We start from the raw sequence: 19,851 nt of genomic DNA, 5'->3' as shown, positions 1-19,851 counted from the left end.
GTGGTGTGGCGAAATAACCTGGGATGGCGCTGCGGGAATATTGTAGCGAACGTGTTGTTGAAGATAGCTGTCCTGTTGATTGTTCTCGGCACGCTGTTCGTGGGAATGGCCAGCCTGGGCACAGGCGCCAGGGCGGGGAGAATCGTCGAGGATCTGCATCGGCTGGGTACCGAAGCGGAGCGCTTTTTCCTCAAGTACGGAAGTACGCCGACCTCTCTGGAAGAACTGTCCCATGCCGTATCCGCCATGGGGGGCGCTCGATACGGGATGGTCACCGACGGGGGCGGTTTCCTTCGGGGATTTTGGGCGGATCTCGCCCACGTTCCCAAAGAGGTGCGGAAAAAACTCGCAGGATGGGCACGAGAAGGCGATTTGTATGGCGATGCGGCTTTTTCCGTTCCCTACAACGGCACGATGGAGGAACTCTTTGTCCCTTTTTTCGGCAAGACAATGCTGGCTTCGGAGAACGGCAGTGTCGCGATGGAGCCCCTTCTGTTCCAGGGACGTGCGGTCTGGCCGGATCTTTTCTGGGGTGGTCGTGACGCGCTTCCACCCCTGGTGATCCGGAAAGAGGTCGGAGGTGTTCTGAGCGTCTTCAATCCCGTGGGATCGGGAATGGCGAAGAGCTCCGGAGGCCGTCCGCTCTTTTTCTGGCGGGATCCCGGAACGGGGGGATGGCCCGCGAATTACGAGGTAGTTGTTCGGGCGACGTTGCAGGGGTCCGGTTCTCTTGGGCTTTACTACCGGTTGAAAGGTGATTTTATGCCCGAACGCTTCGGAGAAGGGTATGTGCTCGTCTTCGACCCCGGACGGAGGGGTATCGTGGATGCGTCGGAGAGCACGCAGGTTCCGTCGAAAATGCGTGATTCCCTGGGATATCTTCTGGTGCGGAAGCTTCACCGGGGGAAAGAGGACGGCGGAGGAACGGGTGTTTTTCGCGCCGTCCCCCTTGGGCAGCTTGTGTCCCGCATTCCGGGTTTCCGGGGATGGGGAACCCACGAGATTTCCCTTCGCGTCTCAGGAAGGCAGCATACAATTCTGGTGGACGGCGTGCGGGTTCTCGATTTTCTCGACGATCACTCTCTGGAGGGCGGGGCCGCGCTGCGCATCGCTCCGGCGAGTCGGGTGGTGCTCGAAGATGTGCGCGTTCTTCCCGTGCGTTGATCTGGAGTAGGATCAGCCGGAATGAATGTCGCGGAACAATGCGGTCCGTTTCCCCTCCGGACGGAGGTGCCTTTTGCCGAACTCGGAAACATTCTTGTGGAATGGTTTTCCGCATACCATAGGGATCTTCCCTGGCGGAGGTCCTATGATCCCTACGAAATTCTCGTCTCGGAGGTCATGCTTCAGCAGACCCAGATGGAACGGGGTGTTGCCTATTTTCTGCGGTGGATTGCCCGTTTCCCCACCGTGGCGGATCTCGCCAGGGCGGACGAGGAAGATGTCCTGAAGCTGTGGGAGGGACTGGGGTATTACAGCAGGGCGCGCAATCTTCTCCGGACGGCGCGCTGTATTGTGGAGCGTCACGGAGGAAGCGTTCCCCGTACGGCACCGGAGCTTCGCAGTCTCCCCGGGATCGGCTCCTACACGGCGGGAGCGATTCTCGCCATCGCGTGGAACATCCCCGAACCCGCGCTGGACGCCAACGGGGAGCGGGTTCTCGCTCGCCTTTTGGACTGTCGGGAGAGCGTGCGGAGCCGTAAGGGCCGGGAATGCCTTCTCGCGGCGATGCGGTGCATGATACCCGAGGGAAAGGCGCGGGATTTCACCCAGGGACTTATGGAATTCGGCGCTCTTCTGTGTACCCCCAGAACACCCGGATGCGACGCCTGTCCCCTCCGGAAATCCTGCGCGGCTCTGAAGGCAGGAACCGTGTTGCTGCGTCCCGTTCTTCCCGAAAAGCGTGCCTCCGTATCCCTTTCCGTGGTGGCGGGGATGCTTCGACGCTCCGACGGTACGGTGTTTCTCAGGCGCCGTCCTCTTGGAGGACTTCTGGGAGGGCTCTGGGAATTTCCCGGCGGAAAAGTTGAGGAAGGAGAACGCCCCGAGGAAGCGCTTGTGCGGGAAATGCGGGAGGAACTCGGGGTCGAGATACTTCCGGGACCGTTGCTCTGCAAGGTGTCGCACGGATACACCACCTTCCGCGTTTCTCTCCGCGTCTATCTCTGCCTCCCCCCGAGCGCTCCCGGGCAAGAGGCCTTCTTCGATGGGGAAGTGCCCGCGGGGCTCCGCTCGCATGCCGCGAGCGAGGGTGCCTGGGTTTCTCCCAAGGCCCTTGGGGACTACCCTTTGACCGGTGGGAGCAGAAAGGCTGTGCGGATTCTCCGGGAGAAAGGGGTCTTTTTCGAGACGGCCGAGGGGGAGGATGACGCTGGCTCGTAGTTGTTGTCATGCTGTGTAACAAGAGTGCGGACAAGTGACGATGCTGCTTCGAAACCATGTCGAACCCGGAGGCCCGTCGCTTGATGAAAAAAATGTGTCACGACCGCAAGAAACTCGCTCTCTCGGGACGAGTTCCTTGCGGTCGTTTTTTCGAAGTCAGAGGGATTTCCGCGCCTTGTGTGCTCTTGTCTGTCGTCCGGTGCGCCGGAAGAGCGGAACAAGGGGGATGAGCAGAAGGAAGATCCCCGCCGGCGCCGTTGCGGCGGCGCAGCCGCCGCCTCCGTTCTCGGAGGCGGGAACGAGTCCCACGGCCTTTGGCTCCGTTCCTTTCGCATTCGTCACGAAGGAGGTGTCGGTGGTCCGGGCCGGGCGGAGAACGTTCCCCGCAATGACGGGAAGGGAGGACGCGGCGATGGAAAGGGCGGTGCCGCCGCTCTGCATCCAGAGCGGAGTGTCAACCGCATTGAGGAGGACATTGCGCACCTGCCAGTTGGCGAGTTCGGCGCGGCGTGCCCACAGGGCCACTGCCACACCGGTGGCGATGGGGGAGGCGAAGGATGTCCCGTTCACGGTCTGGTAGCCGCTGCCGCTCTTGTCGGTCGTCGTGATGGCCACTCCGGGAGCGGCCACTTCGACTGCGTAGGCGCTGTGGTTGGAGAAGGACGCCAGCAGTCCCGCCGTATCCGTGGCGGCGATGGCAAGAGCGTTTCTCGCGGAGGCCCTTGCCGGATAGACATACTTGCGGTCCAGGTCGGCGGCCTCGTTGCCCGCGGCGGAAAAGAAGAGCATTCCCACCTCGTCGCACCGGAGGAAGAGTTCCTCGAAGAAGCTTTGCAATGCGCTGTCGGGACTGTCGGAGGGATCCGTGGAATAACTGAAGTTCAGGAAAATCTTTTTCCCCGGCAGCGTGTTTCTGGCGAGCCCCACGAGGTAATCTACTGCGGCGGTGAGGTCGCTCACCTTGGCGCTGCCGCTTTTGTCGGCGATTTTCACGGGGAGGAGCGGCGCGGAGGGGATGATGCCCGTCGCCGATCCCGCGAGCGTGCCCGTCACGTTCGTGCCGTGGCCGTTCTCGTCGGCGAGAGCCGACCTGCTTCCCGCAGTGCGCGTGATCGCGTTGTAGGCGAGGTCCCACCGGATCGGGGCCCCGGAAAAGTCCGGGTGGTCATTGAGGCCCGAATCGAGGACCGCCACGAGAACGGTATTCCACTGCGCTGCGGTGATTCCGGCGGTAAGCCCCGCGTTTTGTGCCCATGCGACGTGCCAGGGCGTGTCCAGCGCCGGGTCGAAGGTCATCCCGGATTCTTCGGGCGCGGCGTGAAAGAGAATGTCTGCCCGAACGAGAAGGAACGTCCCCGATTTTCGGACGAGGGCGGCATCTTTATCGTCCAGATCGATCAAGGAAGCACCGATGTTGGAGAACTCCTCCGACACGGCGGACGAGATGCCCAACGAGGCGAGTTTTTTCGATGCTTGGAAAGAGGACGTGCTTTCATGCACCAGGCTGTCCTCTCCGCCTCTTGGGGTGAGGAGGATGTAGGGGGCGCCCGGGGACGCGGAAGGAAAGAGCGTCATGAGCAGGAACGACGCAAGAAGGAGAGCGGAGAGCGACAGAAAAGAGCGTCGAACGGGTGCTGTGTGCATTGTGTGCATGGAGATCAAATCCTTTCCGTTAAAGGATCCGCAACGGGTGTTTCTGTCCGTTCGCGTTGGAGGAGTTCTTTTCAGGCGCCCGTCTCCCTGCCGCCCCAGAGCAGTTCCGGAGAGAGTTCGGGTTTCGGATCCCGCAGAAGAAGTTCGTCCAGAATATCCCGGGGGGCTGCGTTCTCGTGGAGAATACGGAACACGCCCTCGACGATGGGAAGTTCCACGCCGAAGGAGTCGGCGTGTTCCCGGAGTGCCTGGGCCGTGTAATATCCTTCGGCCACTTGGCCCAACCGAAGGAGTGCCTCTCCTGGTGGCATTCCTTTGCCGACGGAGAAGCCCAGGCGGAAATTTCTGGAGTGGCGGCTGTAGCAGGTGGTCATGAGGTCGCCGACACCGGCGAGTCCCGTGAGGGTGAGCGGGTTCGCGCCCAGGCGGGCTCCCAGACGGAGGATTTCCGCGAGTCCTCGCGTGGCGAGTGCGGCCACGGCGTTGTCTCCCAATCCCATACCTTGGGTTATGCCTGCGGCGATGGCCACCACGTTTTTCACGGCACCGCCGATCTCCACGCCCGTCACGTCCTCGTTCGTGTAGACACGGAAAGTATTTCCCGTGAGGAGTACCTGCCATTCGAAGGCTTCCTCGAAAAGTGCCGAAGCGACGACCACTGCGGTAGGAAGTCCCTGAACAACTTCCTCCGCGTGACACGGACCGGAGAGCACGCTGTACACGGCCATGGGAAGCGTCTCGTGACAGACCTGGCTCATTGCCTTTCCTGTGGTGATTTCGAAGCCTTTGGCGAGATTGCAGACCCGGACGTTCCGCGGGGCGAGTGGCCGGAGCTTGCCTGCCAACTCCCGAAACGATTGGGCGGGAACGGCAAAAACCCATCTTTCGGCAAAGATCGCCGCTTCGGCGAGATTCCCTGTCGGAAGCAGATTCGGACTGAGCGGAATATCCTCGAGATAGTCGGGATTTCTCCCCGACGTCGCGATGGCTCTGGCTTGTTGGGGACGTCGGCACCACAGACAGACATTATGCCCACGGGACGAGGCGAGATGGGCGAAAGCGGTTCCCCAGCTTCCCGCTCCGAATACGGACAGATTGGCCATGAACGTTTTCCTCCTTTATTGGATTCGGTGACATCGTGCTCTTTGTGGAAGAAGCGTTGTCGCCGAAACAAGACCATTATACCAGCAGGGGAGAGATGCGGAGTCGGAAGTCCGTTGTCCTCGTTTGTTGCGGTCGGCGCCATTGCGTGTTGTCGAGAGATGCGTTTCCGGGGTAAACGTTCTATAATTACAATCCGGAGGGCAAGGCGGTGTTTTTTCGTCCGCCCCGGAGAACAACGAAGAGGAGAGCCGCCGAAGGTCTCTCCGGCGAACGGAAAGGAGGATCGCCTGTGAATGAACAGAGATTGACCACGAGAGAACTCGTGCTGCTGGCCCTTTTCGTGAGTCTCAACATTGTTTTGGCTCGCGTCGCGAGCATCCGTATCGCCATCGGGCCGGTCGAGGGAATCCGCCTCGGTTTCGGCACGTTTCCCGTCTTTTTTGCGGGCGTCAGCATGGGTCCCCTTGCGGGGGCGATTGTAGGGGCTCTCGGAGACCTCCTGGGTTACTGGATCAATCCCATGGGGCCGTACATGCCCCATTTCACCTTTGCCGCCGCACTTTCCGGCTTTCTTCCCGCCGTCGTCTTCAGGATGGCCTCCGGGCGCTGCTTCTGGAGGCTTTTTCTGGCGGTGGCCTCCGGGCAGATTCTCGTCTCGACGTTTCTGGTTCCCTGGTTTCTTCAAAACCTCTTCGGCCTTCCCTTCGCGGCGCTTTTTCCGGGACGTGTGATTGCGGCGATGATCCATATTCCGTTGTATGCCGCAGGAGCGGATATTCTTTTGCGAAGAGTCCGACTTTTTCCGGCCCCACGCTGCGGTTAGGCGAACAGACAAACGACAAACAAGGAGGAAGAGGATATGTCCATGCGGGAGCATGCGGCCGTTGCCGCCATTCTTGGGAGACGCAGCATTCGGAAATACACTTCTCAGCCGGTGGAACGGGAAAAGATCGACCTGCTGCTGGAGTGCGCCTGCGCGGCTCCGACGGCGGCAGGAAGCAGGCCATGGCATTTCGTGGTGGTGGATGATCGGGCGAAGCTCGATGCACTTGCGGGGGCGCACCCCTACGGGAAGATGCTTTTTCGTGCGCCCCTCGCAATCGTGGTTTGCGGCGAACCCGAAAAGAACGAATTTGCACGGATTTATTGGGAGGAGGATTGTTCCGCTGCCATGGAGAACATCCTTGTGGCGGCCAAAGCTCTCGATCTGGGGAGTGTTTGGCTTGGGGTCCACCATTCTCCCGAGAGAGAACAGGCGCTTCGGCTGATTCTCGGTATTCCCGGAGCAATTTCCGTTCTCGGGATTGCTGTCCTCGGCTATCCCGACGAAGTGAAGGAGCCTCACGAAGGAATCGACGAGGGCGCGGCACACTGGAACGGTTGGTAACCTCCGAAAGAAGAACGACGAGTGTACGTGGTATAATGAGATATTGATCCAAGCGCGAAAAGCGACGGATTTCCGTCGTTTTTCTCTTTTTGTACGTTCGATGCGACGGAAAACGAGAGGTGAAGGCCCTTTCTTCACCAAAAATCGGTTGTCGTCGTTCCGTGCGGAAAAACCGCGGTGAGGAAACGAGGAGGAACGTTCATGTCGGAACTGTTGGGTGGCCGATTGGATTTCGGCACGGTGGTTCCCCTGCCTCTGGAAGAGGAGATCAAGCACAGCTACCTCGATTACGCCATGAGCGTCATTGTCGGTCGCGCTCTTCCGGATGCACGGGACGGTCTCAAGCCGGTTCAGCGTCGCGTGCTCTACGCCATGCTCGAACTGGGGCTTCGCCACAATCAAGCCTACAAGAAATCCGCCCGCGTCGTTGGAGAGACCATGGGAAAGTACCATCCCCACAGCGATTCGGCGATTTACGATACCATGGCTCGCCTGGCCCAGGATTTCAGCATGCGCTATCCCCTCGTGGATGGTCAGGGAAATTTCGGTTCCATCGACGGGGATCCTCCCGCAGCCATGCGCTACACGGAGGCACGCCTCTCCGCCCTGGGGGAGGAAATGCTCGAGAATATCGACGAGGAAACCGTTGACTGGGGGCCGAACTTCGACGACTCTCTCAAGGAGCCGCTGGTGCTTCCCTCGCGCATTCCAAATCTCCTCGTGAACGGTTCCACGGGTATCGCCGTGGGGATGGCCACGAACATACCCCCCCACAACCTCACGGAGGTGGCGGACGCGCTCTGCTACATGCTCGATCATGAGGACGTGGAACTGGGAGAACTGCTGCATTTTCTGCCCGGTCCCGACTTTCCCACGGGAGGCGAGATTCTCGGCCGGGACGGTATCGTCGAGGCCTACCGGACGGGCCGCGGCAGAATTTCCGTCCGCGGCAAGACCCACGTCGAGGATGTCAAGCGGGGGAAAAAAGCCATTGTCATCACCGAGATCCCTTATATGGTGAACAAGACCAACCTCATAGAGGCGATTGTCAGAGGCGTTCAGGAAAAACACCTGGATGGCATCACCGACATCAGGGATGAATCGGATCGCAGAGGGCTGCGCATCGTTCTCGAGGTCAATCGGGATATGGATTCCCAGGTGGCGTTGCGGCAGCTTTATTCACGGACTCAACTCCAGACCACCTACGGCGTCATCAATCTGGCTCTCGTGGACGGCCAGCCGAGGGAATTGCCGCTCCTGGAGATGCTCAAGGTGTTTCTCTCCCACCGTCGCAACGTGGTCCGCCGGCGCACCGCCTACCGCCTCCGCAAGGCCGAGGCGAGAGCGCATATCGTGGAGGGGTTACTTAAAGCACTGGATATCATCGAAGAGGTCATCGCGGTGGTGCGCGGGTCCAAGGATCCGAACGAGGCCCGCCAGGGATTGACGGATCGTCTCGGATTCTCCGAGCCGCAGGCTCAGGCGATTCTCGACATGCGCCTGCAGCGCCTCACCGGTCTGGAGCGCCACAAGCTGGAGGAAGAATATGCGCAACTCCTCGGTGACATCGAGATGTACCGCTCCATCCTCGCGAATCCCAAGGTGCTCGACGGGGTCGTGAAGGAAGAGATCGAGGATGTGAAGGCGCGTTTCGGCAACCCCCGGAGGACGGAGATTCTGGATGCCATGGAAGATGTCTCCATGGAGGATCTCATTCCGGAGAAAGAAATCGTGGTTGTCCTTTCCCGGGACAACTATCTGCGCCGGATGATGCTCGAGGAATACCGCCTGCAGAATCGGGGCGGAAAGGGCGTGAAGGGAGCGACGCCCAAGGAAGAGGACGAGATTTCTCTCGTGACCGTCACCACCACGCATCGGGATCTCTTCCTCTTCACCACCAAGGGGCGGGTCTTTGCCATCCGGGGACACATGATTCCCCAGCCGAGGTCCGGAAAGGGAAAGCCCGTGAGTTCCTTCATCTCGCTCGAAGAGGACGAGAAGGTGGTGGCTCTCCGAGACAGCCGTCTTTCCGGAGCACGGTTCGTCTTCTTCATCACGCGCCAGGGGGTGGCGAAGCGCATGCCCGTGACGGAGCTGGAGAACATCACCAGGGCAGGGCGGCGGGTCCTGTCGCTGGATTCGGGAGATGCCATCGCGAGAGTTCGGTGCACCTCCGGTGAGGAGGATCTGCTCTTCGTCACCGCTTCCGGGCAAGCCCTCCGGGTCCCCGAAAACGAATTCCGTCCTCTGGGGCGGCAGGCCAGGGGCGTGCGGGGCATCCGCCTGGACGAAGGCGATGTCGTGGTCGGGTGCGATGTGGTGCAGGCCGGAACGGATCTTTTGCTGATCAATGAAAAAGGGCTCGGCAAGCGGACGCCCTTTGAGGAATTCACTCCCCATCATCGCGGCGGTGGAGGGGTACGCGCCATGCGCCTGGGAGCCAAGACGGGGCTTCTCGTGGGTTCCTGGGGTGCCGCCGAAAAGGACGAAATTCTGCTCATTTCCAACCGGGGACGCATGGTGCGTCTGGCGGCGGAGGATATTCCGATCCTGAGCAGAGAGGCGACGGGACCGATCGTGGTCCGCCTCGACGAGGGGGATGAGGTGGCCGACGCAAGCATCATCCGTGCCGAAGAAGAAGAGGAGGAATAGGCCGTGCGCATTGCAAGGGAGGGCCTGCCCGCCATCGGAGGAATGCTCTTCATGTCCCTCGGGGGATGGTTCGTCTCTCCCGCTCTGTCTGCGGTGTTTCTTGCCGTGTTGTGTTTTCTTCTGTGGTTTTATCGGGACCCCGAGAGAAGGCCTCCGGAGAATCCGGCTCTGTGGGTGAGTCCTGCGGATGGCAGAGTGGTTGAAGTGGAGGTGACGGAGCATCCCTTCACGGGGAGGGCGACGCGCGTGGGCGTGTTCATGTCCCCCTTGGATGTACACGTGAATCGTGTCCCCTGGGACGGAGAAGTGACGTATCTTCAGTATATGCCTGGAAAGAAATGGGTGGCCTACGGTCCCAAAGCGTCCGCGGAGAACGAACGTTTTTGTCTGGGAATGGAGACTGCGGCGGGGCCCGCACTGGTCGTGCAGATTGCGGGGCTTTTGGCCCGCCGTATCGTCTGCAGGGCTCGTCGAGGGCAGCACTTGACCCGAGGCGAAAGATACGGGATGATACAATTCGGTTCAAAAGTCGATCTTTATCTCCCCTCCGCCGTGCGTTGCGTCGTATCGGTCGGACAGAAGGTGAAGGCCGGCGAGACGGCTCTGGGGGTGGTACGCAATGAAAAAGAATAGGCACGTTCGAGGTGTTCCCTTCACGAAGATTATTCCCAACATGATTACCAGCGGCAACCTTCTCTGCGGTATGTTGTCCCTGGTCATGGTGATTCACGGGAAATTCGTTCCCGCAGCGTGGTTGGTTTTCGCCGCGGTCTTTTTCGACTACATGGACGGGAAAATGGCTCGAAGCCTCGGAGGCAGCAGCGCCTTCGGCATGGAGCTTGACAGCCTTGCCGACGTGGTCAGTTTCGGCGTTGCGCCGGGCCTGATCGTCTATGGGGCGTACCTGCACGGCTTTCTCGGCGTCACGGGAGCTCTTGTCGCAGCGTTTTTCGCGCTGTGCGGCGCCTTGCGGCTCGCCCGCTTCAACGTCATGCACGTGCCGGGTTCCTTTCAGGGACTTCCGATTCCTGCGGGAGGGCTTTTCGTCGCTTCCTTCGCCATGGCGGAATTCTCCCTGCCGCCTCTGGTAATGGCGCTCATCACCGTGGGAACGGCGATCCTCATGGTATCGACGGTTCCCTATGGCAACCTGAAGAAACTGCGGAAAGGCAATGTCAACAGGATGAAAGTGACCTTCCTCACGACCTTTGTGGCGGTGCTGTTCATCACGCTTCGAGAAAAGGCCCCCCTTGCGGGAATCCTTCTCTACGTGGCGAGTGGCCTTCTCCGTTTCGATTGGGGAGCATGGCTCAGCCTCGAAGTGGATGGAAATGCCGAGGTGGAGCATCGCGAGGGATAAGAACAGGGGAATCTCTGAATAAAGACCTTTCGCTTTCCCTTGACTCGAGTCGCATCAGGCTCTGCGAGGCGCCCTGCGGGGCTGACGCAGCCTTATTCAGAGATTCCCAGGAATATGCGTTTTTGAGCGAAGATTTTCAAGGAAGGCGTGCACACCAAAGAAGGGAAAGGCCCGCGGGCCTTTCCCTTCTTTGTTTTTATTGTGGAAGGTGGGGAAAACGCAGGATCCCCCCGAACGACTTTACCGGTCGTATCGCTGAAAAGCGAGGGAACGCTCATTTTCGGAAGAGAAGTACTTGGTGGACGATGCTCTCTCGGTCGTTTCCGACATAAAACGGGAGGGTAAACGTGTCCATCTTGTCCTCGGGTAGCTTTAGGGACTTGATGTTGGTGCCGACGAAGAGTTGAGGCGGCGTGATGTCCAGACCGGAAAAGCCTCTTTCACTCAAAGTGGTCAGGGCGTTTCCGCTCACCATATTGGCGAGTTCGCCTGCCACGCTCACCGCGACGGGTTCTTCCGGATCCGGAAAGAGCATGCCTCCCGTCATTCCGTTCACGTAGGACGCGAAGGCTTTTTCGCTGAGAAAGAAGGTGATCGTTCCATGAGCCCCTTCTCCGTAGAGGGAGAGGAGTGCCGCCACCCGGCTCCCCGGCGCGTTGATACCGAGGCAGACGCCCCCTTTGTTGAAGGTCAGCGATACGCCCACTTTTTCACTGATCTTGATCATGCTCACGCCAAAGGCGTTGACGAGTGAATGGAGACGCCCTATATACCGTTTGTCCTGTTTCAACGGGAAAAACCCTCCTCAGGGAAACAGGGGCGTCTTGCCACCTGATCCGTATTCAATGCCCCGCCTTACTCCAGCCGGGAAGACGCGCAAGCCGAGGCAGGAGGAAATGGCCGAGGGCGATATTCAGAACGAGCGCGGGAACCATGAAGCTCCCGTTGTAGATGGCGGAATAGAGCCATACGGGCGTCCCTTCGGGAGCATAGCTTGCAAAAAAAACGACGCCCGAAAGGAAGTGGCAGAGAAACCGGGCGAAGGTGCCGATGGCGAGTCCTGCCCAAAAGGGTTTGCGGACGAAAGATGCCGAAGCCAGAGCGGCAAAGGCCAGCGGATAGTCCAAAAGCGCTTGGATAGGGTGTACCATGTAGCCTCCGAGCGACAGTTGCAGAAGTCCGGACATCCCTCCGGCGAGCACTCCCGCTTTCAATCCGTGGCGATAGGCGTACATAAAAAGCGGCAGATTTTCAAGGGTGATGGAACCGCCCTGAGGCAATTGCCAAAGTTTTACGTAGGAAAGCGCCACCGAAAGTCCGCACAGCACGGCTCCCTCCACCAGAATTCGAGTGCGTTGGTCCTCTTTGGAATACACAGTTTCCTCCTTCTCCGCACCATGCGGGTTTCTCCGGTCGGCGGGAGAAGAAAAGGGTATTCCGGTAGGATGGTTGAGACCGTATCGGTTTCGCTCCATGCCCGTTCCCTCCGCCGGTACAAACCGGATCAGGTTCCAGGGGTCGGGCGAAAAGCCACCTCTCAGCCGGAAACACAGCTCCCCCCGGGCAGGTTCGATTATTTCCTCCAGGTACATTTTCTGTCAAGCGGACTTTTCAGGTTTGATCTAGGAAAGCTCTGAATAAAGACCTTTCGCTTTCCCTTGCCCCGGGCCGCATCAGACTCTGCGAGGCGCCCTGCGGGGCTGACATAGTCTTATTCAGAGATTCCTTATTTTTTAAAAAGGCACGCAAAAGGTCTTATGACATCATGACAACTGGAGGGATCTTCTCCTGACCGTGAGCAGCCAGTGTAGGGAGGCGGTAACCGCGACCGTCACAATAGCCACCTTAAAGCCTGTCCCCTTGGGGTAAACCATCACCACCCCGGATACCAGGAACAAAACCCTCTCCCACCATGTCATATCAGAAAGCCCGGTGCCGATGAACGCGCAGGAGAGGAGCAGTATACCCATGGCGGCAACGGCAAACACCTCCAGGAACTTAAGCCAGGAGAAGTCCACCAGCAGAAGCACCGGGTTGTAAACGAAAAAGAAGGGAAGTATGAGCCCCGAAGAGGCAAGGAAGAGTCCCATAAGGGCCACCTTGGAGGGACGTCCCCCCCGAGAGTCCTGCGGCGGTGAAACTGGTAAGCGCAACGGGGGGGACAACCCCAGAAAGGGTGCCGTAGTAGAAGGCGAAGAAGTGGGCCGCCAGGGGAGGCCCCCCATCCCTTGAAGGGCCGGGGCGGCGATGGTGGCCACCACTATGTAGCAGGCGGTGGAGGGAAGCCCCATCCCAAGCACTATTGACGCCACCATGCAAAGCAAAAGCGATGCCCAAAGCATCCCGCCGGAGAGGTGCATTATGTTCATGGCTATCACCTGCCCCAGGCCAGTCATCCCAACCGCCCCCACGATAAATCCCACTATGGCGCAGGACACTGCCACCGATGCGGAGCTCTTGGCCCCCGCCTCCAGGGCTCCCTTGGCGTCCTTAAGGCTCATCCTGGTGGTGGATCTCAAAGAGGAGACCACTATTATAGCCACCAGTCCCGCCATGGCGGAGAAAAGCGGGGTATAACCGGCCACAAGCATGTATAGTATGAAGGCCAAGGGTAGTATCATGTGCCCTCTTTCCTTCATGGTCCTGGAAAGAGGCGGCACCTCGTCCTCAGGCAACCCCTTCATCTATGCACCTTTGCCGACTGGAACGAAGCAGGGATCGGGTTCATGGAGATGAACCTGGGAAGCCACGACGGCGGAAATGCGTCCAGGGACTTTGCCTACACGCTGACCCTCACGGACGTGGCCACCGGCTGGACCGAGCTTCATGCCCTGCCGAACCGGGCTCAGGAATGGGTGCTGGAGGCCCTCCCCGCTCTCATGGACCGGCTCCCCTTCCCCTTGAAGGGGCTCGATTCCGACAACGGAAGCGAGTTCATCAACCATCACCTGACTCGGTTCTGCGCGGATCACGGGATCACCTTCACGCGGTCGAGGTCGGAGGACGAGACAGGCTATACGCTCGTCTTCAGATCGATGTCTCCTCCCTTCTGCTCCAGTGCATGGAGACGGCCCATGTCCATGTTATGTAAACTTGTCTACACTAAGAGGCCCGTGTCGGAATCACTTTTCCTCCACAGGCCTCTCTTGTGTTTGGGTTGAGTCAATTTTCACAACAAGTCAAACAAAGGCATTATCAAAAGCTCCCTGTTTTCCTTTGGGAACCAAGCCTTCTGTCTTCCTTCAAATAGCATCAGCGAGGGTTGTCCAGGCAAAACCTAACGGCCCTGCCGTTCCGCCACCTTTCGCTCCAGTGCGGACACGTGAACGACCGCTCGCTCCTGGCTCCCCTTTGCCACAGGACCGTACATGTCGCTGGCGGTCATGGAGAAAAACACCCGGTTGCCTTCCACATTGTCAAGGGAAACGGTAAATACCACATCATCCCCCAAGACCGCAGGGGCCAGGTTTTCAACGTGCGACATGATCCCAACCGATATCACCCCTTCAGGAAGCTTGGGGTCCAGCAGCTCCACCGCCAACTGGGTCATGGCCTCAAGACATGCGGCGGTTGAAAGGAACTCCTCCAGCGCCTCCGACTTGTTGCCCACCGTATCAGAGGTGGACACCTTTTTCACCAGCCTCTTTACGGTACCCAGCGACAGGATATCTTTCAGATCCATTGTATCGCCCCCTTTGACTTTACCCTTTTATTTTATCACAACACATCCCAACTCGACGTCATCTCCCTGATGCGCTCCTCCACCGCCTCAAGGTCCATGGTCAAAAGTTTACCTTGGGAAACCACCTTACGCCCTCCTGCAAAGACGTCCCATACCCGTCTGTCATGCATAACCTTAAGGTCCCCCATGGCACCAATCTCCATGGACCCCACATTGCCGCACCTCATGTTAAACGGTATAAGCGGAACTGACACGCCAAAGCGCTCAAGGGTAAAATCCCGCTCCTCTCGTATGCTAAGGCCATAGTTGCTGGCCTCTCCATCGGTGCCAAGGTAAACCGGAATCCCCCTTTCAAGCAGGCCCGGCAGGTCAGGGGTTCCCACCTTCATTCGGTGGTTCATTCTAAGGTTCAAGACCACCGAGGCTCCCATTTGACCGATTAGGTCCTTCTCCTCTTGAGACAACCATATGCAATCGGAAAGCAGGAGCCTTACGGGGCCAGTTTTCTCCAAAAGCCGGGCCAGCACGAAGGCTGGCCGTTCTCCATAGAGGTCCAGGCAGAGATCCACATCTCCCTTATCCTCCGAAAGGTGGAACTGAAGCGGCGAGTCGAGCTCCGAGGCGAGCTCCAGCGCCCTTGCTATGGCACCCAACGTATTGGCGTGAAAGCTGTGAAGGGAAGGGGCAACCTGCACCCCCGCAAGGCCCTTGAACTCCTCCATGAGGGATATGAGATGATTCTCGTAATAGGGGCCTTCGAAGTAGCTCTCCTGGGAAGCCCGCTTCTTAGGGTACGCGTCCTCGGACAGCACATCGTAATTCATCCTTCCGAACAGGATCCTAATGCCCGAATCCAGTGCGGCTTTTATGACCTCGCGGTCCAGGGCGTTGCCCATGCGGTTATGGCAGTAGAAGGAAACCGCAACGGAGGTTATGCCGTTCAGCAGCATGCGGCCAAATGCCCTGCGGCAGCTTAAGTAAACCAGCTCAGGGGTCATGTGGACGCTGTGAGCGTATATGGTCCTCCTGCACCAGGTTGCAAGATCCCACCCCTCTTCCACTATCTCGGCGTAAACGGACTGCTCCGGATGGCTGTGCCCGTTGAAATCTCCGGGCATTACGGAAAATCCCCCGTGGTAATTCTCGATCCTTTCCGCCGCGGAGTTCCCCACAAAGGCCTCCGATGGATCCGCAAGGACCCCGTCCTTCACCGCCGCCACAGGCTTGCCGTCAATCCTTATCAAGACGTCCGATTCCAATACCCCACACCTCCACAACTCCGCACCAAAGGCCGGAACGGTAAAATCCAATCCATTTTATGATAGACTCCTTGTTGTTGAACATGCATGATAATAACCACCGCCTCAAGGATATATTGCTTCCACAAGGGGATACACCTGCCTTCCGGCAGGCCAGGGCGAAGGCCATGAGCCGTACGGGGTGCCCGGACCAGTGCCGGTGCTTTAAAGGCATACCCTACGAAGAGGGTCTTCGCTTGAAGGAGGAATGGGATATAAGGGCCTCTCTGACCACAGGGATGTGGTCTCTTTCCTGCGCCCATCCCAACACAAGGGGGTGGCGGCCTCTACTGTGGCGACGGGGCATCCTTGGCGCTATAGTCAGCTCTCACGGGGCATCCACCCTGGGGATCAAGGTGCCATCCATGTCCTTGAAGATGGCGGGCATCAACTCCCCTTTTTCGTTGCTGCTGCAGGGGACCTACGCCCAGAGAGTTCCCCAGAGAGCGGATTTCCTAAAGTCTTTCCCGGTTGAAAACCGCCTTGTTTACGCAAACTCCCCGAGGTCCGGCATGGAGGCTAAGGTTTTGAGCATGCTGGGAGAGTCAGGGCATGGCGCATAGTCTATCTATCTTGCGCCGCCTCGACCCTTTCCAGGAATTTAGCCCAGCTAGTCCCCCTGGGATACAGGGTAACAAAGATGATCTCCTGCGACTTCTTCCCCATGACCGACCACTCAATGGTCTTAAGGCGACGCTGACGTAAGCCCCGCAAAGGCCTTAACCACTTTCATCCGGGGCCGGGAAGGTGTTTGGATTTTCTCGGTTTTCGCAAAGAAGGTTCAAAACCTTCAGACACGGCCAAGGAGGCTTTTGTCCAAGGTTTCTGCGTTTTCCTGAAGGAAAACGTGCTCTATAATAGACAAGAAGTGTTTTATTCTGGAAAGATTTAGGCGATCGTTGGCGTTCGGTCCTGCGCGTTTCTGGAGTGCACGAACTGGGCAGGATGAAAGGGTAAGGCGAGGAGGTTGGAGGCATGCACGGCGGTATTGCCATCACGAAGGATATCCACTGGATCGGCGTGAACGACAGGGAGACGGACCTCTTCGAGGCCATTTGGCCTCTTCCAAGGGGCGTGTCCTACAACACCTATTGCGTGGCGGATCAAAAGACTGCCCTCATCGACACGGTAAAGAACGGCTATTTCCCGCAATTCCTCGAGAAAATTCGTTCCATTTTGGGAAAGGGGCGGAAGATAGACTATCTCGTGATCAACCACATGGAACCTGACCATTCAGGGGCTGTCAAGGTGCTTCGGGAATCCTTTCCGGACGTGACCATTGTGGGGAACGCGAAGACAAAGGATCTGCTCGCCAATTTCTACGGCCTCACCGAGAATTTTCTCGTCGTCAAGGACGGAGAGGAACTCGACTTGGGAAGACACAAACTCCGTTTCCATTTCATTCCCATGGTGCACTGGCCGGAGACCATGGTCTGCTACGACGAGACGGACAAGGTCCTCTTCTCCTCCGATGCCTTCGGAGGATTCGGCTCTCTGGACGGCGGTGTCTTCGACGACGAAGTGGACATGTCCTACTACGAGGATGAAATCCTTCGCTATTTCTCGAACATCGTCGGGCGCTACAGCTTTCAGGTCCAGAAGGCGATCAAGAAGGTGCGCACACTCGATCTGAATGTGATCGCTCCCGCTCACGGTCCGATCCTGAGAAAACACCCTTGGCACGTGGTGGATCTTTACGACAAGTGGAGTCGTCATGAGGCGGAAAAGGGCGTTGTGGTAGTCTACGGTTCCATGTACGGCAATACCAAAGCCATGGCGGAGGAAATCGCTCGGGCCCTTGCCGAGGAGGGGATCGAAAAAGTCATTCTTCACGACATTTCCCGGAGCCATGTCTCTTTTGTCATCCGCGACATCTGGAAATTTCGCGGACTCGTGCTCGCCAGCTGTACGTACAACACGGAACTTTTTCCGCCAATGCAGGCCCTCACGTCGGCACTGCAGAACAAGATGCTGAAAAACCGTGTTCTCGGCATCTGCGGTTCCTACAGTTGGAGCAAGGGTGCCTTGGCGGCCCTGCTCCAGTTCGGCGAAAAAGGGGATTGGGAGATCGTGGGGCCTCATGTAGAGGTCTGTTCGGCGCCTACCCAGGAAGATCTCGAGAGTTGCCGGGAGTTGGGAAGGAACATCGCCGCCGCACTCTAGACGGAGAAGAGCACATCCATTCGAACAAAGCACGGAACCCCTCTTCGGGCGCTGAACATTGCTCCCGACTTCGCCGGGTTTGAAACGGGAAGCCTTGCAAACACCGGAAAGTGCATCTTGGGTGGGCACTACACAGCCCCTCTTTTCAATTCTGTGAAAAGAGGGGCTGTCGTTTGAGGCGGATTTTTCGGTCTCACCGTGTCTCGGGGCTCCGAAAGGTATTGCGAAAGGTGAACAGGAGATCTGCTCCCGGCTCGTTCAGTTCCTGCCCGTCCCTTCCCCCGCTGTTCCGTCTCCGTCCGTCCCGGCGCTCCGGATCCCTTTCCGGTTCCTGTATTTCCTCACCGACAGGATCTCCGTGTTCCCCAGTCCCCGGACGAGGCCCAGGGAACGGTAGATCTTCCGGGCGCTCTCGCTCATGGCCTTCGGGAACCGGTAGAGTTTCCCCGTCTCTTCGTCCTTCATGAGGGTGGACTGGACATCCAGCAGGGCGGTCCGGATGGCCCGGGCGCTCATCACCGCGTTCTGCCGGACCGCCACTCGGTGCTGGAGATGCCGGAGGAGGGCGAAGGCGAGGTAGGTGAGGGTTATGTGGGCCTCGATCCTGCGGGGTACCCAGTGATAGACAGGGCGGATGGAGAGGTCGTGCTTGTTCACCCGGAAGGATTCTTCGATGCGCCACAGGCTCCCGTAATGGGCGAGGATTTCCTGCGCTTCCGCGGCACTTTCCACGGGCAGGTTGGTGATGACTCCGTGAAGGCCGTCCCACCGGCTGTCCCGGAGGATCTTCTCTTCGTCCAGGATGTAGCGGTCCTGTCCGTTTGAATTTTCAAGGGAGAGGTATTTGTTCGTTCCCCGGTTGGTGACAAGGCTTTTTCCCGGAAGAGCCTTCTTCCCCTGCAGTTTTTTCCGCAGGCGGGCCAGAAGCCGTTCCCGGTCGGAGGCGTCCTTCCGGGCTCGTTGTTCACTCCAGGTGACGAGCAAATTTCTCCCGTTTTCGAGGGGGACGGAGTACCAACGGGAAGGGCTGCACGTTTCTCTCTCACCCTCCGGGAAGACAGGCGAATCTCCGGGCAGGGGGGAGTAGTTCCCGGCGTCCAGGATTTTCTCCCTCATGGTCCGGCTGAGACCCCGGAGTTTCGCTCCCACGACGAAGGAGCATCCCGCCTTCTCCACTTCGTGCAGGTTCTCTTCCGTGAACATGGCCCGGTCCGCCACCACCACCGCCTGCCGGGGGGAGAAGGTCTCCATGCATCTCCTGAGCACAGGCACAAGAGTATGCCCTTCAAAGGTGTTTCCCGGGAAAAGGTCGTACCAGAGGGGAAATCCTTCCGGCGTCACCGCCAGGGCGAGCACCACCTGGGTCTCCTGTATCCTGTTGTCCTTGCTGTACCCCGACACCCTCAGGGCATCCGCCTCAACGCTTTCGAAATAGAGGGTGGTCACATCGAAGAGCAGCAGCGACGCCTTCGTCTCGAAGAGGGACGCGGTCTCCCGCGCCACGATCTCCCTCACCCGGTCCGTCTTCTTCGCCAGGGCGTCCATCATTCGGTAGATCCTGTTCAGCGACATGTCCGTCCCGCCCTCGTCCTCCAGCCAACGGGACATCCCCCGCTTGCTCGAAGGATTGGCGAGGGCGCAGGCGAGGCATTTCTTCAGGACTTCCGTGTTCCCCTTCCCCCGGTTGGATACCCCGAAGATCGCCTCGAAGCCCAGGGAGGAGAACAGGCTCTCCACGACTTCCCCAGGCCCTTCCGTCACCTGTTCCAGGTTCTTCATCCCCCGGAGGCTGACCCGCTCCCCGTCGCCGACCGGCCGCTCCCACGCCTCTTCGTTCTCGAGGAGGGAGAACCCCGGAAGAGAGGGCTGCTCTCTCTCCTCCATCTCCAGAATGAGCTTCCGCCCCAGTTCCCGGAGCTCGGAGAGCTGCTTCTCGTCGTGGGCTATTCCCACGTGCTGGAGAATGACCTGGGAGACCCGTTTCCCGGTACGGACGGATTTGACGATCTGGACTGATTTTCGCGGACTGAGCTTTGAGGATTTCACCCGGATATACATGAAAGGAGTATATCCGGAGAAAGACAATATGTCAATAGGGCAAATATGCTAGGCACTACATTTTGATTTCCGGCTTCCCGATCTTCTGAACCCCCATGAACACTGCATCCCT

18 protein-coding genes and 1 riboswitch are annotated in these 19,851 nt (G+C 58.6%); of the genes, 10 read left to right on the top strand and 8 right to left on the bottom strand.

Features of this window, described 5'->3' with window-relative positions; all coding sequences use genetic code 11:
- Positions 1–1,164: a hypothetical protein gene (locus K349_RS0109875; protein ID WP_157367357.1), complete on the top strand. Its 1,164-nt coding sequence runs from the start codon at positions 1–3 to the stop codon at positions 1,162–1,164.
- 21 nt (positions 1,165–1,185) lie between these two features.
- Positions 1,186–2,382 carry an A/G-specific adenine glycosylase gene (locus K349_RS19890; RefSeq protein ID WP_029165649.1) on the top strand — a complete coding sequence of 399 codons (1,197 nt, stop codon included), beginning with the start codon at positions 1,186–1,188 and terminating at the stop codon, positions 2,380–2,382.
- A 156-nt stretch (positions 2,383–2,538) separates the two neighbouring features.
- Here K349_RS19890 and K349_RS0109865 read toward each other — a convergent pair whose 3' ends face one another.
- Positions 2,539–4,035 (bottom strand): S8 family peptidase, encoded by a 1,497-nt coding sequence (locus tag K349_RS0109865; protein WP_029165648.1) that lies wholly within the window; start codon positions 4,033–4,035, stop codon positions 2,539–2,541.
- 71 nt (positions 4,036–4,106) lie between these two features.
- Positions 4,107–5,138 (bottom strand): NAD(P)H-dependent glycerol-3-phosphate dehydrogenase, encoded by a 1,032-nt coding sequence (locus K349_RS0109860; protein ID WP_029165647.1) that lies wholly within the window; start codon positions 5,136–5,138, stop codon positions 4,107–4,109.
- A 290-nt stretch (positions 5,139–5,428) separates the two neighbouring features.
- Between K349_RS0109860 and K349_RS0109855 the strand changes: the two genes are divergently transcribed.
- The 5 genes from K349_RS0109855 (at position 5,429) to pssA (ending at position 10,538) form a co-directional block, all read left to right on the top strand.
- Positions 5,429–5,962 carry a folate family ECF transporter S component gene (locus K349_RS0109855; protein ID WP_034265596.1) on the top strand — a complete coding sequence of 178 codons (534 nt, stop codon included), beginning with the start codon at positions 5,429–5,431 and terminating at the stop codon, positions 5,960–5,962.
- Positions 5,963–5,998: 36 nt separating this feature from the next.
- Positions 5,999–6,526: a nitroreductase family protein gene (locus K349_RS16995; protein WP_029165645.1), complete on the top strand. Its 528-nt coding sequence runs from the start codon at positions 5,999–6,001 to the stop codon at positions 6,524–6,526.
- A 201-nt stretch (positions 6,527–6,727) separates the two neighbouring features.
- Entirely contained in the window at positions 6,728–9,178 is a 2,451-nt protein-coding gene (gene gyrA / locus K349_RS0109845) for a DNA gyrase subunit A (RefSeq protein WP_029165644.1), read from the top strand.
- Positions 9,179–9,181: 3 nt separating this feature from the next.
- Entirely contained in the window at positions 9,182–9,811 is a 630-nt protein-coding gene (locus K349_RS0109840; protein WP_029165643.1) for a phosphatidylserine decarboxylase family protein, read from the top strand.
- Positions 9,798–10,538: a CDP-diacylglycerol--serine O-phosphatidyltransferase gene (gene pssA, locus K349_RS0109835; protein ID WP_029165642.1), complete on the top strand. Its 741-nt coding sequence runs from the start codon at positions 9,798–9,800 to the stop codon at positions 10,536–10,538. Before K349_RS0109840 ends, pssA begins: the two co-directional genes overlap by 14 nt.
- A 274-nt stretch (positions 10,539–10,812) precedes the next feature.
- Here pssA and K349_RS0109830 read toward each other — a convergent pair whose 3' ends face one another.
- The 3 genes from K349_RS0109830 to K349_RS16990 form a co-directional block, all read right to left on the bottom strand.
- The gene (locus K349_RS0109830) at positions 10,813–11,328 is read right to left on the bottom strand and encodes a chemotaxis protein CheX (RefSeq protein ID WP_029165641.1); all 516 of its coding nucleotides are present in this window, start codon (positions 11,326–11,328) and stop codon (positions 10,813–10,815) included.
- Between the two features lie 52 nt (positions 11,329–11,380).
- On the bottom strand, positions 11,381–12,013 hold the full coding sequence (gene thiT / locus K349_RS0109825; RefSeq protein ID WP_084460326.1) for an energy-coupled thiamine transporter ThiT: 633 nt from the start codon (positions 12,011–12,013) through the stop codon (positions 11,381–11,383).
- A riboswitch (TPP riboswitch) is annotated at positions 12,002–12,108 on the bottom strand. (Overlaps the previous gene by 12 nt.)
- A gap of 193 nt (positions 12,109–12,301) precedes the next feature.
- On the bottom strand, positions 12,302–13,222 hold the full coding sequence (locus tag K349_RS16990; protein ID WP_245588026.1) for a TRAP transporter large permease subunit: 921 nt from the start codon (positions 13,220–13,222) through the stop codon (positions 12,302–12,304).
- 42 nt (positions 13,223–13,264) lie between these two features.
- Between K349_RS16990 and K349_RS18080 the strand changes: the two genes are divergently transcribed.
- Positions 13,265–13,699, top strand: a complete 435-nt coding sequence (locus K349_RS18080) for an integrase catalytic domain-containing protein (protein WP_051464313.1) — start codon at positions 13,265–13,267, stop codon at positions 13,697–13,699.
- Between the two features lie 116 nt (positions 13,700–13,815).
- Here K349_RS18080 and K349_RS0109810 read toward each other — a convergent pair whose 3' ends face one another.
- The gene (locus K349_RS0109810) at positions 13,816–14,220 is read right to left on the bottom strand and encodes a thioesterase family protein (RefSeq protein WP_029165639.1); all 405 of its coding nucleotides are present in this window, start codon (positions 14,218–14,220) and stop codon (positions 13,816–13,818) included.
- 35 nt (positions 14,221–14,255) lie between these two features.
- Positions 14,256–15,479, bottom strand: a complete 1,224-nt coding sequence (locus K349_RS0109805; RefSeq protein ID WP_029165638.1) for an amidohydrolase family protein — start codon at positions 15,477–15,479, stop codon at positions 14,256–14,258.
- A 598-nt stretch (positions 15,480–16,077) separates the two neighbouring features.
- Here K349_RS0109805 and K349_RS20120 point away from each other — a divergent pair.
- Together K349_RS20120 and K349_RS16980 are read left to right on the top strand one after the other, a co-directional pair.
- Entirely contained in the window at positions 16,078–16,218 is a 141-nt protein-coding gene (locus K349_RS20120; RefSeq protein ID WP_157367368.1) for a hypothetical protein, read from the top strand.
- A 275-nt stretch (positions 16,219–16,493) separates the two neighbouring features.
- Entirely contained in the window at positions 16,494–17,681 is a 1,188-nt protein-coding gene (locus tag K349_RS16980; protein ID WP_034265309.1) for an FprA family A-type flavoprotein, read from the top strand.
- A gap of 258 nt (positions 17,682–17,939) precedes the next feature.
- Here K349_RS16980 and K349_RS0109790 read toward each other — a convergent pair whose 3' ends face one another.
- Entirely contained in the window at positions 17,940–19,739 is a 1,800-nt protein-coding gene (locus tag K349_RS0109790; protein ID WP_029165636.1) for an IS1634 family transposase, read from the bottom strand.
- Positions 19,740–19,851: the final 112 nt, after the last annotated feature.

This window comes from Aminiphilus circumscriptus DSM 16581 (assembly GCF_000526375.1).
Lineage (GTDB): Bacteria > Synergistota > Synergistia > Synergistales > Aminiphilaceae > Aminiphilus > Aminiphilus circumscriptus.
The sequence above is the reverse complement of the archived record's forward strand: the minus strand, read 5'-3'. Positions and strand labels throughout refer to the sequence as shown.

What these genes read in the sequence shown, in the direction of transcription:
- K349_RS19890 (WP_029165649.1), top strand. Translation starts at nt 1,186, where the DNA reads ATGAATGTCGCGGAACAATGCGGTCCGTTTCCCCTCCGGACGGAGGTG.
- K349_RS0109865 (WP_029165648.1), bottom strand. Translation starts at nt 4,035, where the DNA reads ATGCACACAATGCACACAGCACCCGTTCGACGCTCTTTTCTGTCGCTC.
- K349_RS0109860 (WP_029165647.1), bottom strand. Translation starts at nt 5,138, where the DNA reads ATGGCCAATCTGTCCGTATTCGGAGCGGGAAGCTGGGGAACCGCTTTC.
- K349_RS16995 (WP_029165645.1), top strand. Translation starts at nt 5,999, where the DNA reads ATGTCCATGCGGGAGCATGCGGCCGTTGCCGCCATTCTTGGGAGACGC.
- gyrA (WP_029165644.1), top strand. Translation starts at nt 6,728, where the DNA reads ATGTCGGAACTGTTGGGTGGCCGATTGGATTTCGGCACGGTGGTTCCC.
- pssA (WP_029165642.1), top strand. Translation starts at nt 9,798, where the DNA reads ATGAAAAAGAATAGGCACGTTCGAGGTGTTCCCTTCACGAAGATTATT.
- thiT (WP_084460326.1), bottom strand. Translation starts at nt 12,013, where the DNA reads ATGGAGCGAAACCGATACGGTCTCAACCATCCTACCGGAATACCCTTT.
- K349_RS16990 (WP_245588026.1), bottom strand. Translation starts at nt 13,222, where the DNA reads ATGAAGGGGTTGCCTGAGGACGAGGTGCCGCCTCTTTCCAGGACCATG.
- K349_RS18080 (WP_051464313.1), top strand. Translation starts at nt 13,265, where the DNA reads ATGGAGATGAACCTGGGAAGCCACGACGGCGGAAATGCGTCCAGGGAC.
- K349_RS0109810 (WP_029165639.1), bottom strand. Translation starts at nt 14,220, where the DNA reads ATGGATCTGAAAGATATCCTGTCGCTGGGTACCGTAAAGAGGCTGGTG.
- K349_RS16980 (WP_034265309.1), top strand. Translation starts at nt 16,494, where the DNA reads ATGCACGGCGGTATTGCCATCACGAAGGATATCCACTGGATCGGCGTG.
- K349_RS0109790 (WP_029165636.1), bottom strand. Translation starts at nt 19,739, where the DNA reads ATGTATATCCGGGTGAAATCCTCAAAGCTCAGTCCGCGAAAATCAGTC.